The sequence below is a fragment of the Ruegeria sp. N8 genome (assembly GCF_056531325.1).
The window spans coordinates 477907-490671 of sequence record NZ_JBQFLQ010000002.1 but is presented as its reverse complement, the minus strand read 5'-3'; the positions used below and the strand labels follow the sequence as shown (position 1 = coordinate 490671).

The window sequence follows — 12765 nt, the reverse complement described above, 5'->3', positions numbered from 1 at the left end:
TTGCGGGTCAATCGCCGGATGCGACTTCAGCGGGGTCCGAATTGAGAACCCGCACAGCCAACGCGCGGGTAATGTCGCGTTTCTCGGTCAGGGCCAGCATATCAAGCTGGGCGACCACGTCGGCAGCTGTTTCAAACCGACGGTCCATATGTTTGACGAGGTACGAGATCACCTCGGGGCCGGGGTTCAACTGCCGGTCCACGAATAGTTTGGCCAGTACCGCGCCCAGTAAGGCATCATCGGGCGGGTCCAGCGAAACGTGATGCGCGCCTTCGATCCTGCTTTGCAGATCGGGCAGGGGCAGTTCCCAGAATTTCGGCGCCAGACGCCCGGTCATAAGCAGGGCATTACCCTCGGCCAAAGTCAGGTTGTGCAGGTGAAACAGCGTTTTTTGCCGTTCGGCATCGTCGGCGATCATCGGCACATCTTCGATGGCAATCGGAGTTTGGGCCAGTGCGGGAACATCTTCGTGGCGCAGATCGGTGGCATGCAGAATACGCCCGCCGGTTTCCGCCGCCCAAACATGGGCCAGATGCGTCTTGCCTGAACCGGCGGGGCCGCTCAGGACCAGCTTGTTACCCGGCCAGGACGTTGCCGAGATCATGGCGACCGCCAGCGCGTTTGCGGGCGAGACGAAAAAATCCTCGCGCCCCAGCGCAGTTTTGGCTGGAAGATCGAAGTTCAGTTGGCGAGCCATTCAGTCGTCTTTCTGGTTCAAGCCTTCCAGGCCGGTATACAGTCGGCTGTCCAGATAGACCGAGGTGCAGAACCGTGCAAGAACCCCCAGCGCCGCCGCGACCGGAACTGCCACCAGCATTCCGACAAAGCCAAACAGCGCTCCAAACACTGACAGGGCCAACAACAGCCAGACCGGATGCAGCCCGACCGAGCTGCCGACCAGCTTTGGAGTCAGGAAATTGCCCTCGGTCACCTGACCGACCGCAAAAATACCCGCGACAAGCGCGATATGCGCCCAATCGCCCCAGAACTGGAACAGCGCCAGACCGATGGCCAGCGATCCTCCGATCAGGGCGCCCAGATAGGGGATGAACGTAACCAGCCCAGCGATGAACCCAACGATTAGTCCGAACTGCAGACCGACAGCCATCAGCGCGACCGCGTAGTAGGTGCCCAATATCAGGCAGACCGTGCCCATGCCGCGCACAAATGAGGCCAGAACATCGTCGATTTCACCCGCCAGCCGTTTGATGGTCGGGGCGTGGTCACGGGGCAGCAGCTCTCCGATCCGAGCGATCATGCGATCCCAGTCCAGCAGAAGGTAGACGGCCACAACGGGCACGATCACCAGCAGGACAACGACGTTGATCGCCGACCCGAGCGAGGCGGCGACGGATTGAAGAACATCCCCGGTTTTGGATTGCAACGTTTCACCCAGCGACACCAGGAACTGATGCGAACTGGATTGGGTATCAAGGAGGGAAGGGAATTTTTGTTCGACAAAGCCGCGCAGCTGTTTGACGAGGCTTGGCATGAACTCGATCAGATCAATCAGCTGCGTCACTAGCGCAGGAACCACCATCAGGATCAGCAGGACAAAACCCAAAATGCCAACCACGGTGATAAGCCCGGTGGCGGCCATCCGGGACAGGCCAAAGTTTTCAAGACGGTCGGCGACCGGATCAAGGAAATAGGCAATGGCCCCGCCGATCACAAATGGAAGTAAGACATCGCCAAGGGCCCATAACATCAGCACAAATACGGCTGCGGCGATGCCCCAATACCTAAGCTGATCCTTCACCGGCAAAGCCATGGCTGTCCCCTTTTTGCGGCGCTTGCCATCGTTCTTGGCGTATGCAGCACGGTGATGCAAGTGCTTCATGCAAGGGATATTTTCAGCCTGTCAGTCTTGCAACGTTCCCAGTTCCGGCGTCGCCTCATCCGCAATTTCATCGGGCCAGTTGGTTCGCCATATTTCGGCCGACCAGTGACCGCAGTGAACAGCCGGGCGGTCAAAACCGGGTTGCGGCTCCAACAAGGGCGAGACAATAACGTTATGGCGTGGCACCGCGAAATAGGGAAACGAGTACCGTTCTTGTCCAGATCGGTTCACGACCCGATGTGGCGTGGATTTCAAGCGCCCACCGGACCATAGTTCCAGCATGTCACCGATATTCACGACAAACCCGCCCGGCGAGCAGTCCGGCGTGATCCAGCCACCTTCGCGGTTCTGAACCTCTAGCCCTCCAACTGGGTCTGGGGCGATGATGGTCAGCGCGTCGGTGTCCTTGTGCGGGTGGATGCCATAGCCGCCTTCATCCGGAGCCTGCGGCGGGTAATGCAGCAGAGTCATGTTGGTCATTGGATCGACAAAGGCATCGCGAAGAGCGCGCGCAGGCAGGGACAGGCCGACCTCTAGCGCGCCCAGCAGATGATCGGCCACCGCATCCAGTTTCGACCAATAGCCCAGCATCGTGTCGCGCGCGCTATCCACGCCCTTTGGCCAGAGGTTAGGGCCATAAAGTGCGCAGTCCTGCCGGATCGGTGCATCGGGGGCCACGTCATAGTGTAGCTTGTAGCCTTCGTATTTGTCGGCATTGCCTGATCCGTCATTGGGGGTGAAGAATCCCATGGGGATGTATCCACGATAATTCTCGCGCGTGATGGCCTGATCCCATTTGGTGCTTTCCTCGACCGCAAAGATATCGCGCACGCAGGCGCGCACGGCGTCTACCGTATCGGGGGAAATGCCGGTGCCGGTGATCGACAGAAAGCCGATCCCGGTGCAGGCGTCCATGATTTGCTGAACGGTGCGGGCATAGTCCGGGTGCGCAGGGTCACGCAGAGGCGAAATGTCGATGGTCGGGATATGCTGCATCAGTGAATCCGCACGCCCTGACGGTCGAGTTCTTTGTGGACGGGGGCGAGGTTCATCGTGTCGACCTCCTGATTGCTTTTCAACGATAGCGCAGCGGCGATGCCCGCGCCCTGTCCCATCACAGCACAGCACGCCATGTTGCGCGTGGCTGCATGGGCCACCTTGTCTGCGCCATGGGAACGACCCGCGACCAGCAAGCCCTTGATCCCTTTGGGCAACATCGAACGATAGGGCACCTGCATGTAACGCCCGGTAGTCGGCAGGATCAGGATGCCATAGCCGTCGATGAACTCGGGGTAGATGCCGATCGTATCCTCGAACCGGCCCTGATGTCGGGCGTCATCCTCGGTCATGTTGTAAATCGCGTCGATCTTGCGGGTGTCGCGGATGCCAATGGTCATGCCGAAATTCCGCAGCCGCGCGTTTTCGCACCCGGGCATGAAGCGCCGCAGTGCCTCGATGGCCAGCATCGATTGACGACGGCCCTCGATCTCGCCCCGTGTCAGGCTGTCGGGATCGGTGCCGTCAATCTCGGCCAGATGGATGAGGTTCATATAGGTCAGCTCACCCGTGTCATGCATCGCGCCCCAAGTGCCCGCGATGGTGTTCAGGTGCGGCGGGATCATCCCTGCATCAATCGCCTGCTGGAAGGGTTTGTGAACGAAGGGCGAGAACATGTCGTCCTCTTTGCCCGAGGTCTCGATGTTCCACTCACCGCCACCGCCCCAGTCCTTATAGGTCTGCGGATCGGCCTTGACGCCCTCCATAAACGCGCGCTTGTCGACACCGGCCAGATGGAACATGACCGAGGCCGCCATCATATCCTCGCGCGCGGTTTTGTGGGTGGGCGCACCGGCGCGGTGGGCGACATCGGCGTCGCCGGTGGCGTCGATCACTACGCGGGCCAGAATCGCCTCGCGACCCGCCTTGGATTCGGTGATGATGCCGGTGATCCGGTCGCCTTCCATGATCGGGGCCACGAACTGCCGATGCAGCATCGGATGTACGCCTGCCTCCTGCACCAGCTTGTCAGCCACCAGTTTGAACCCTTCGCTGTCCAACTCATAACTGAGCGATTGGCTTTCGGGCACCGCCGCGCCCATCTCTTTGGCGCGGGTCTCGAACTCCATCCCGATGCCGCCTGCCTCGACCGTTTGTTCATGGCGATACCAGGCGAACCCTTCGACCCCCACGGCGGTGATGTTGCCACCCATACAGCCGAAGCGATCGACCAGTGACACTTCGGCCCCGGCGCGGGCGGCAGCCAAAGCGGCGGCCAGCCCGGCGGGGCCAGAGCCCACGACCAGAACATCTGTCTGGTGAACAACAGGAATTTGACGGGCGGGTTCCGAGATTGTCTGCATCGAAGCCTCATGGTTTTACATTCCTGTTACACTTGAGGTTCCTGACTGGCGGGTCAATAAAAAATGCGACGGGCCGGGGGTCGCAAAAACGCCATTGCGTGATTGCCCCCGGCGAGGCTTTGGCATAATCACCTTGCAGCGAAATTTTCACCTTTGAAGGTCCTCCCATGCGCCTGAGCCGTTACTTTCTGCCCGTTCTCAAGGAAAACCCGTCCGAGGCCCAGATCGTCAGCCACCGGCTGATGCTGCGCGCGGGCATGATCAAACAGGCATCCGCCGGGATTTACTCGTGGCTGCCGATGGGCTTCAAAGTGCTGCGCAAGCTGGAAAACATCATCCATGAAGAGCAGGCGCGCGCGGGCCACATTGCGATCCAGATGCCGATCATCCAATCGGCGGACCTGTGGCGCGAATCCGGGCGCTATGATGACTACGGTCAGGAAATGCTGCGGATGAAGGACCGGCATGACCGGGATATGCTGTTCACGCCCACGGCTGAGGAACTGGTAACCGATATCTTCCGCGGCCACGTCAACAGCTACAAAGACCTGCCGCTGACGCTCTATCAAATCCAGTGGAAGTTCCGCGATGAAATCCGCCCGCGTTTCGGCGTGATGCGGGGGCGCGAGTTCTATATGAAGGACGGCTATAATTTCGACCTGACCAAAGAGGACGCGTTGCACGCTTATAACCGCCATCTGGTCAGCTACCTGCGCACCTATGAGCGTATGGGCCTGCAAGCCATCCCGATGCGCGCCGATTCCGGCCCCATCGGTGGCGATGACACGCATGAATTCCTTGTGCTGGCCGATACGGGTGAATCCGAGGTTTTCTATGACAGCGCCGTCACCGACCTGAGCTTCGGCGACCGTCAGATCGACTATGACGACAGCGCGCAATGTCAGGCGATCCTCGAGGAGTTTACTTCGAGATATGCCCGCACCGATGAAACTCATGACGAGGCGCTGTTCAATCAAGTGCCCGAGGATCGTCGCCGCGTGGCGCGCGGGATCGAAGTGGGGCAGATCTTCTATTTCGGTACCAAATATTCCGAGGCGATGGGCGCAACTGTCCAAGGCCCCGATGGCAAGCCGACGCCCGTGCATATGGGCAGCCACGGCATCGGCGTCAGCCGCCTGATCGGCGCCATCATAGAAGCCAGCCATGACGATAAGGGCATTATCTGGCCCGAAGGCGTAACCCCGTTCCATTGCGGCATCGTGAACCTGAAGCAGGGCGATGAAGAGGCAGATGCGGCCTGTGACAAGCTCTACGGTGCGCTGACCGCGCTGGGGCTGGAGCCGCTCTATGATGACCGCAACGAACGGGCCGGGGGCAAGTTCGCCACCATGGACCTGATCGGTCTGCCATGGCGCATCACCGTTGGCCCGCGCGGGTTGAAAAACGGTGTGGTTGAACTGACCTGCCGCCGCTCGGGCGAGAGCGAGGAACTCAGCCCCGAGGCCGCCGTCACCAAGATCGCCGAGATCTATGAGCAAATCGGCTGACACCGACGCGCCGCTGATCTCGGTCATCACGGCGACGCATAACCTGCTGTCCCAAGGGCGGCAGGATAGCTTTCGCGAAGTGATCACCTGTATGGCTCGCCAGAAATGTGGGCGGGCCGAACATGTCATTCAGGACGGGGCCTCGACCGACGGCACAGTTGCCTTTCTGCAAGAGGTCACTGCAGACGCGCAGCGGACTCGCGTGATCAGCGAACCGGACCTCAACCTCTATGACGCGATGAACAAGGGGGCAGGGGCCGCGAGCGGCCAGTATCTGCTGTTTCTGAACTCCGATGACTCGCTGGCCTTGGATAACGTCCTGAACATTGTGGCCGACCGGCTGATAGCGAGCCAACCCGATTTTTTGTATGGTTCAACCTTGCGCAGGTTCGAGGATGGGACAGAAAGCCGCGAAAAGCGCATGTCACTGACTGCGATCCTGCAACGGATGCCGTTCTGCCATAACTCAGTCCTGATCCGGCGCGACGTGTTTGCGGCGCTGGGCGGCCATGATCCGCAATTCCGCGTGGCGGCCGACTATGACCTGATGCTGCGCATGATCACGGCCGGGTATCAGGGCGAACGGATGGATGAGCCGATCTCGATGTTTTGGGGGCGTGGGGCCAGCAGTGACACGGCCGTGACGGCCCGAGACTATGCGCGGGTCTGGATGAAGTATTACGACGGGCGTAAAGCCGCGCGTGACTTGACTGAGGATGATTTCTGCCGGTTCTACCATCGCGGCCACATGCCCGCGAAACTAGTCCTTGGGCGGTTGATCGAACCGGGAACATGCGCCGGTATCAAAGCGGCGGCGCGCCACAGCCTGTGGAAGACCACGCGGCGTTCAGTCCAGTTCTGGCGCAGCTTCTAAGCGCCGTTCACTGAAGGTCGGGCGGCTAGCAGGTCTCCGGTTTCACTGTCGCGGGCAACAACGATGGGGCGTCCCATCCGTTGCACCAGATCGCGAAACTCCAACCCCAGAAACCGCAGCCCGCAAATCCGTTTTGCCGTGGCGATCTCGGTGACACACAGCCGACCCTGTCGGAAGGCCAGTTGATACCCCTTGTCTTTCAGAATATCGGTGAGGCTGTTCCAACTTGCAGCACTTGCAAATAAAGGTCGGATCGCGGCCCTCAGCAATGCGGCCGTTTCACAATCCAGTTCTGTTGATGCCTGCCGGGCTGAAATGACGCCCGCTTCTTCTTTGTTTAGTCGAATACTCATGAGCGACCCCCGCTCCTACAAATGTATTCCCCCACAGTCAGGGTGACAAAGTTTCGCAAAATAATCAAAAATCGAAATTTTGTTCCGCGCGATATGTTGCATTTTGAGTTCAGTCGATCACGCAAACCTAGCATTGACTACATAGCTGAAACAGTTGCGCGATGTCTGTGAACGGCGTCACAACCCTTGGTGTGTCTGACGGATGTCCACTTACGCTCTGATTGATCGAGCCCTTCAGCAGGCAGAGCTGATTCGGGCGTTGGGTTGGTTGGAACCAAACGGGATTGCTGATAGAGGGGCGAAAACCTTGAAAGGGTCCACCTGGTGCTGAGTTTCGCAACGGTCGTATATTCCAAGGACTTCCCTCTGCTGGAACTTCAGGCGCGATCCTTCGCCCGGTTTGTTGATCCGGCGCAGATCGGGTCGATCCATGTGATCATGAACGACGTTGATGAAGATACGTTGCGGCAGCAGATCGAGCCGATCCTGCCTGCCTACGGAGCGCTGCAAGACAAGGTACGCGTCCTCAGTGGAGACGATGTTCTACTGGGGGAGGGTCATTGTGCGCGACGCCCGGTGCTTGATCGTGTGCTGATCGAGAACCGCTTTCGCATTCCGCTGATCCGCAAGGGCGGTTGGCGTGGCAACAATGGCTACCGCAATCAACAGGTTCTGAAACTGGGCGCGGCGCGGGTCGCGGCGTCCGAGAATATGGTAATTCTGGACACCAAGAACCTGTTTCTGCGCCAGTTTGATGAGGCAGAGTTCTTTGCGCCCGGCGGCGCGGCGCGCATCCCGTTCATAGACATTGAAAGCGATTTTCACCGGAACTGGCTGCTGCAAAGTCTGGATGCCCTTGATGCGTCTCGGCCTGATCCTGGGAAGACTAAGACGACGACCTTTGCCACGCCGTACCCGGTGCGCCGGTCACTTGCCCTGTCTCTGCTGGATGAAATCAACGCGCGCTACGGCTCGGTTCAGGCCTTGTTCGCGTCGCACAGGCGGCCGTCAGAGTTCATGCTGATGAACGCGTTTTGCCTGAAATCCCCCGACGGATACCCGCCCTGGTTCGAAGAGGCCGAGTCCACAGCCATCGGGCTCTGGCCCACCTATTCGACCGAAGTGCTGACGCAGTTGCTGGGACTGCTGGATGACCCGCGCACATTGACGCTTGGGTTGCACAACCGTGCCATTGCAAACCTGCCCCTGAATTTGCGCGACCGTGTCTTTCACGAGCTTGAGGCGCGCGGCATTTGCGACCGGAACCGGGCCGAGGCCGTGTTGCAGCAAACCGCCGCCCTGTCGGGATAACGCACGGCTTGACCATTCGGCCAAATGCCGAAAGGGTCACGTCCAACAAAAACACCGGAGCAGGTATGGCCAAGACACCCCCGCCTTTTGCACCTTTTGAATGGAAAATCGCTTGGCGATATCTACGCGCGCGCCGCGCCGAGGGGGGCGTCAGCGTAATGACCTGGATCTCGCTGATCGGGATCACGCTGGCGGTTTTCGCGCTGATTGCGACTTTGGCGGTGCGTTCTGGGTTTCGGGCCGAGTTCGTGGGCACCATTCTGGGGGCCAACGCGCATGTGACGGTTTATTCGGCAGGCAATTTCGATGAACAAGGACGGATCGACCGGACAATCGTAAACTACGATCAGGTGGCGGACCGGATCGGGCAGGTGCCCGGCGTGCAACGTGCCGCTCCTCTGGTGAAGGGACAAGTGCTGATCACCAATCACCAGCGCAGCAGCGGGGTTGAGGTGTTTGGCATCCAGCCGGACGACCTACTGGACTTGCCGGGCATCGCTGAAAGCGATCAGGCGGTGGGGGATCTGTCGGAATTCCAGAACGAGGAATTCGTCATCGCCATCGGCTCAGGCGTGGCGCGCAGTATCGGCGCAACAGTAGGGGACACAGTCAAGCTGACCTCGCCCAATGGGGTAAAAACGGCCTTTGGCACTTCGCCCCGCGTCAGCGCCTATCGGGTGGTTTATGTGTTTTCAGCCGGGCGCTATGACATCGACCGCACCCGTGTCTACATGCCGTTCGAACAGGCGCAGACCTTCTTTAACCGGGAAGGTGTGGCCGATGAGATCGAGGTTATGGTGGATGAACCTGAAAATCTCACACCCATTCTGATCCCCATCCTGGAAGCAGCAGGCGAACGCAGTCAGATCTGGACATGGCAGGACGCCTCGGGTGGGTTCCTGCGCGCGCTTGAGGTCGAGGACAATGTGATGTTCATCATCTTGTCGATCCTTGTACTGATTGCGGCGATGAACATCGTCTCGGGTCTGATCATGCTGGTCAAGAACAAGGGGCGAGATATCGGCATTCTACGCACCATTGGCCTCAGCGAAGGCTCGGTCTTGCGCGTATTCTTCATTTGCGGGTCATTTACAGGCATTATCGGCACCTCGATGGGTGTGGTGCTGGGTTGCCTGTTTGCGATCTATATCGACCCGATCTTCAGCTTTGTGAATTTTGTCATGGGCGGCGGGGTCTGGGATCCGTCGATCCGGGGCATCTATGCGTTGCCTGCTGAATTGCACCTGTCCGATGTGCTCAAGGCGGTCGGGCTGTCGCTGGGCCTGTCCTTCTTTGTCACCTATTTCCCGGCCCGTCGCGCGGCGCGGCTGAACCCGGTTGAGGCGCTGCGCTATGAGTGATGTGACATTGCGGCTGAACGGCCTGACCAAAACCTATCTGCAAGGCACACCGGGCGAGGTGCAGGTGCTGCGCGGCGTCGATCTGGACCTACGCGCGGGCGAGGCGGTGGCACTGGTGGCGCCCTCTGGGGCGGGCAAGTCGACGCTGCTGCATATTGCCGGTCTGCTGGACACGCCCGACAGCGGCACCGTTGAGATCGCGGGGCAGAGCATCGCAGGAAAAGGCGACCGCACCCGCACCGCGCTGCGGCGGCAGGATGTGGGCTTTGTCTATCAGTTCCACCATCTGCTGCCCGAGTTCACAGCGCTGGAGAACATCACCCTGCCGCAACTGGCCAATGGTGTCTCCGAGAAAGCCGCACAGGACAGGGCGATGGCGCTGCTGGATCGCGTCGGTGTTGCCGCGCGCGCGGATCACCGCCCGGCAGCCCTGTCTGGCGGCGAGCAACAGCGGGTCGCCTTTTGCCGCGCGCTGGCCAACGCGCCGCGCGTATTGTTGGCGGATGAACCGACGGGCAATCTGGACCCCGAGACCTCGGATCAGGTGTTCGATGCGCTGATGGCATTGGTGCGGGACGAGGGGCTCTCGGCCCTGATCGCCACGCACAATATGGATCTGGCCGCGCGGATGGATCGCAAGCTGCGGTTGGATGGGGGCATTCTCAAGCCAGTTGCGTGATCGCCACCCCGGCGGCCATCACAGCGATGCCGCCTGCGCGGATCCATGTCAGCGGCGTGACCTGGGCGCCGAACAGGCCGAAATGGTCAATGGCGGCGGCGCTGATCAACTGCCCGATCAGCACGAAGAACACTGCGTTGCCCACGCCAAAATGCGGGGCGACATGGGTGATCGACAGGACGTAGAAGGCGATTAGCACACCGGCCAGTAGCAGGTGTTTCGGGGCTTCGGCGATTTTGGACACGGCCGCAAAGCCGGGAAAAACCACCATGACCGCTGCTGAGGCCGCAAAGGCGATGGCAAATAGAACCACCGCCGCAGTGGTGGGTGAGCCGATCATCTTGCCCAAAGCCGCGTTTAGCGCGGCTAGAATGGGCACTCCGACCCCGGCGGCCAACATGATGACTGCATATTGTGTCATGGCCCGTATCCTTTGGTTGCGTTGATCTGGATCATTGCGCCAAGCCGCGCCTCGGGCAAGCCTGCAAATGTCAATCGGGACAGGAGGATGCGATGATCAGAGCGATAGTTGGGGGTGTTTTCGTTGCGGCCGGGATGATGGCGTCGCAGGCCGGTGCGCAGGATGTCGAAGAGGGCGCAAAGCTCTACCAGCATTATTGCGCAACATGTCACGGGATCGATGCCACCGGGCATGGTCCGATGGCCGGAGTTTTAGTTATTCAACCCGCAGACCTGACAACACTTGCCAGCGATGATGGCACGTTCCCGGTCGCTCGTGTCGTTTCACGGATCGACGGGCGCGACCCGCTGGTCAGCCATGGCAGCCCGATGCCGGTCTATGGGCCGTATTTCGACGGGCAGGACACCTCGATGAAAACGCCACAGGGGCAGCCGATCCTGACAAGCCAACCGATCGTGGATCTTGTGGCCTATCTTGAGACATTGCAGGGCAACTGAGCCTAGCGGCATATTCCTTCGATTTTGGCCTCGGACCACGGGATGACAACCGCCCGCTCGGCCCGTTCACTGGGCAGAGGGGCCAGGTCGAAATGCGCGCCCAGCATTTCATGCAGTCGCTCGGTGCGGGGCGCAGTTGGGTCCAAGGCGCGGCAGCAGACATATTCCTCGACAATGGCACCTTGCTGTTCGAACCCGTAGGACAGGAAATCGGACGAGGTCGCCAGATCGAATAGGTAGGGGTCTTTGTTGCCGCCATGTTCCGCCGCTGCGCGCAGGGGATGGTAGCCCGTGGTCTTGCGGTTCTGCCACTGCCAGACATGGGTCAGTTCATGCGCCAGAAGCATGGCAGCGATCAGGTTCATCTCTTCGGGGAAATCGGACATGTAGTCCTCAAGATACCAATCCTGTGTGAAATAAACCTTGTTGAACAGTGCTACGGCGGCCGGTTTTGCCGTCACCACGCCTTCTTCCTGCGGGGGCAGGATACGCTCGCGACATGCCAATCGCGGACGTTCCTTGCGGTAAAAGGTGATCGGGGCAACCGGTGCTCCTTTGACCAGACGGACTGTGCCCACATCCAGCGTATCGCCCTGAATGGCGCTGGCGAATGCGACCTCCTGATCGGTCAAAGGACGACCGCATGAGGTCAAAAATAATGCAGACGTCATCAAAATAAGGCGCAACATGTTCGCAGCTTAGTCCTTAGCTTCTGCTCTGTAATCTGTTTTCAAACGCTCATTGCCAATACGCGGCTGATTTCGGTCAGCGACCGGCCTGATTGATCCATCCATGTGTTAAAAGCCTCTTGCACTGCTGCCATCGCTTTCTTCGAGGTGGGTGATTTGTCGATCACCCCTTCGGCAATCAGGCGCGCAGTGACGTCCTGCGACAGGATGAAACTGTCCCGCCCGGCAAATCGCATCGCATATTGTGCCGAGGCCCCGCCCAACCGCGATCCCCGTTTGGCCAACATCGCAAGCAACCCCACATAATCCGTCGAGGGCCACCCCCCAAGCACATGCCCGGCTCCGCCTTCCTGCCGAAGTTCCAGCAGAAACGCCGCGTTGTCCCGGACGGTTGCGATTTTGGTGCCGTTTCGGACGATTCGGGTGTCGGTCAGCAGGGCGTCGAATTTCTCGTCATCCATGAAGGCGCATCTGCCCACGTCGAACCCGTCAAAGGCGGTCTCGAACCCGTCCCATTTGTTTTCAATGACTTTCCAGTTAAACCCGGCTTGAAAGATACACTTGGTGATCACCGCAAGCCAGCGGTCTTCGGGCGTCGCTTCCAGTTCCTCCAACGGCTTGGGCTTGGTGAGTTTTCCGCCCAGGGCGTGCGCGCCGCCATGACGGTCTGCGGCGATTTGAAAGAGTTCGTCGAAATGGCGCATCAGGGTCCTCCGACTCAAAGGTCGCGCTTTGATGGCTGGGTTTCAAGCCCTCACAAACGCAGTGTGAAAACGGGCAAAGGCAAAAAAGTTGCGTTTGGGCAAAAGAAATACTCGACAAAGTGTATGGATTGGGTTTGTGATTGACTGATCAATCAATATCCCGCTCGA

General features: G+C 59.6%; 14 protein-coding genes. 6 read left to right on the top strand and 8 right to left on the bottom strand.

Annotated features, from left to right (window positions below):
* Positions 1 to 7 precede the first annotated feature (7 nt).
* From ACR0C5_RS06505 to ACR0C5_RS06490, 4 genes are all read right to left on the bottom strand, one after another.
* Positions 8 to 697 carry a P-loop NTPase family protein gene (locus ACR0C5_RS06505; protein ID WP_170784037.1) on the bottom strand — a complete coding sequence of 230 codons (690 nt, stop codon included), beginning with the start codon at positions 695 to 697 and terminating at the stop codon, positions 8 to 10.
* A complete protein-coding gene (locus ACR0C5_RS06500; protein ID WP_170788284.1) occupies positions 698 to 1771 on the bottom strand; it encodes an AI-2E family transporter in 1074 nt (357 codons plus the stop codon).
* 90 nt (positions 1772 to 1861) lie between these two features.
* A complete protein-coding gene (locus ACR0C5_RS06495; protein ID WP_480875388.1) occupies positions 1862 to 2836 on the bottom strand; it encodes an isopenicillin N synthase family dioxygenase in 975 nt (324 codons plus the stop codon).
* Positions 2836 to 4200 (bottom strand): FAD-dependent oxidoreductase, encoded by a 1365-nt coding sequence (locus ACR0C5_RS06490; RefSeq protein ID WP_480875385.1) that lies wholly within the window; start codon positions 4198 to 4200, stop codon positions 2836 to 2838. Before ACR0C5_RS06490 ends, ACR0C5_RS06495 begins: the two co-directional genes overlap by 1 nt.
* 167 nt (positions 4201 to 4367) lie before the next feature.
* Between ACR0C5_RS06490 and proS the strand changes: the two genes are divergently transcribed.
* Both proS and ACR0C5_RS06480 read left to right on the top strand, forming a co-directional pair.
* Positions 4368 to 5708, top strand: a complete 1341-nt coding sequence (proS, locus tag ACR0C5_RS06485) for a proline--tRNA ligase (protein ID WP_480875384.1) — start codon at positions 4368 to 4370, stop codon at positions 5706 to 5708.
* A complete protein-coding gene (locus tag ACR0C5_RS06480; protein WP_480875381.1) occupies positions 5692 to 6582 on the top strand; it encodes a glycosyltransferase family 2 protein in 891 nt (296 codons plus the stop codon). The genes proS and ACR0C5_RS06480 overlap by 17 nt, the downstream gene beginning before the upstream one ends.
* Here the strand turns inward: ACR0C5_RS06480 and ACR0C5_RS06475 are convergent.
* On the bottom strand, positions 6579 to 6935 hold the full coding sequence (locus ACR0C5_RS06475; protein ID WP_170769168.1) for a hypothetical protein: 357 nt from the start codon (positions 6933 to 6935) through the stop codon (positions 6579 to 6581). The genes ACR0C5_RS06480 and ACR0C5_RS06475 overlap by 4 nt on opposite strands.
* Before the next feature lie 324 nt (positions 6936 to 7259).
* Here ACR0C5_RS06475 and ACR0C5_RS06470 point away from each other — a divergent pair, with 324 nt between their 5' ends.
* From ACR0C5_RS06470 to ACR0C5_RS06460, 3 genes are all read left to right on the top strand, one after another.
* On the top strand, positions 7260 to 8246 hold the full coding sequence (locus ACR0C5_RS06470; RefSeq protein ID WP_480875379.1) for a DUF6492 family protein: 987 nt from the start codon (positions 7260 to 7262) through the stop codon (positions 8244 to 8246).
* 65 nt (positions 8247 to 8311) lie between these two features.
* Positions 8312 to 9607: a lipoprotein-releasing ABC transporter permease subunit gene (locus ACR0C5_RS06465; protein ID WP_480875376.1), complete on the top strand. Its 1296-nt coding sequence runs from the start codon at positions 8312 to 8314 to the stop codon at positions 9605 to 9607.
* Positions 9600 to 10286, top strand: a complete 687-nt coding sequence (locus ACR0C5_RS06460) for an ABC transporter ATP-binding protein (RefSeq protein ID WP_480503196.1) — start codon at positions 9600 to 9602, stop codon at positions 10284 to 10286. Before ACR0C5_RS06465 ends, ACR0C5_RS06460 begins: the two co-directional genes overlap by 8 nt.
* On the opposite strand, the gene ACR0C5_RS06455 is transcribed toward ACR0C5_RS06460, so the two are convergent.
* Positions 10270 to 10707 (bottom strand): DMT family transporter, encoded by a 438-nt coding sequence (locus tag ACR0C5_RS06455; RefSeq protein WP_480875372.1) that lies wholly within the window; start codon positions 10705 to 10707, stop codon positions 10270 to 10272. The two genes, ACR0C5_RS06460 and ACR0C5_RS06455, sit on opposite strands and share 17 nt — an antisense overlap.
* 92 nt (positions 10708 to 10799) lie before the next feature.
* Here ACR0C5_RS06455 and ACR0C5_RS06450 point away from each other — a divergent pair, with 92 nt between their 5' ends.
* Entirely contained in the window at positions 10800 to 11204 is a 405-nt protein-coding gene (locus tag ACR0C5_RS06450; protein ID WP_170769173.1) for a c-type cytochrome, read from the top strand.
* Between the two features lie 2 nt (positions 11205 to 11206).
* On the opposite strand, the gene ACR0C5_RS06445 is transcribed toward ACR0C5_RS06450, so the two are convergent.
* Complete coding sequence (locus ACR0C5_RS06445) at positions 11207 to 11893, bottom strand: hypothetical protein (protein WP_480503193.1); 687 nt, start codon at positions 11891 to 11893, stop codon at positions 11207 to 11209.
* A 41-nt stretch (positions 11894 to 11934) separates the two neighbouring features.
* A complete protein-coding gene (locus tag ACR0C5_RS06440; protein ID WP_480875369.1) occupies positions 11935 to 12597 on the bottom strand; it encodes a DNA-3-methyladenine glycosylase I in 663 nt (220 codons plus the stop codon).
* Positions 12598 to 12765 lie beyond the last annotated feature (168 nt).

Excerpts from the sequence above, each read along its gene's own strand:
- ACR0C5_RS06505 (WP_170784037.1), bottom strand. The coding sequence starts at position 697 with ATGGCTCGCCAACTGAACTTCGATCTTCCAGCCAAAACTGCGCTGGGG.
- ACR0C5_RS06500 (WP_170788284.1), bottom strand. The coding sequence starts at position 1,771 with ATGGCTTTGCCGGTGAAGGATCAGCTTAGGTATTGGGGCATCGCCGCA.
- ACR0C5_RS06495 (WP_480875388.1), bottom strand. The coding sequence starts at position 2,836 with ATGCAGCATATCCCGACCATCGACATTTCGCCTCTGCGTGACCCTGCG.
- ACR0C5_RS06490 (WP_480875385.1), bottom strand. The coding sequence starts at position 4,200 with ATGCAGACAATCTCGGAACCCGCCCGTCAAATTCCTGTTGTTCACCAG.
- proS (WP_480875384.1), top strand. The coding sequence starts at position 4,368 with ATGCGCCTGAGCCGTTACTTTCTGCCCGTTCTCAAGGAAAACCCGTCC.
- ACR0C5_RS06480 (WP_480875381.1), top strand. The coding sequence starts at position 5,692 with ATGAGCAAATCGGCTGACACCGACGCGCCGCTGATCTCGGTCATCACG.
- ACR0C5_RS06475 (WP_170769168.1), bottom strand. The coding sequence starts at position 6,935 with ATGAGTATTCGACTAAACAAAGAAGAAGCGGGCGTCATTTCAGCCCGG.
- ACR0C5_RS06465 (WP_480875376.1), top strand. The coding sequence starts at position 8,312 with ATGGCCAAGACACCCCCGCCTTTTGCACCTTTTGAATGGAAAATCGCT.
- ACR0C5_RS06460 (WP_480503196.1), top strand. The coding sequence starts at position 9,600 with ATGAGTGATGTGACATTGCGGCTGAACGGCCTGACCAAAACCTATCTG.
- ACR0C5_RS06455 (WP_480875372.1), bottom strand. The coding sequence starts at position 10,707 with ATGACACAATATGCAGTCATCATGTTGGCCGCCGGGGTCGGAGTGCCC.
- ACR0C5_RS06450 (WP_170769173.1), top strand. The coding sequence starts at position 10,800 with ATGATCAGAGCGATAGTTGGGGGTGTTTTCGTTGCGGCCGGGATGATG.
- ACR0C5_RS06445 (WP_480503193.1), bottom strand. The coding sequence starts at position 11,893 with ATGTTGCGCCTTATTTTGATGACGTCTGCATTATTTTTGACCTCATGC.
- ACR0C5_RS06440 (WP_480875369.1), bottom strand. The coding sequence starts at position 12,597 with ATGCGCCATTTCGACGAACTCTTTCAAATCGCCGCAGACCGTCATGGC.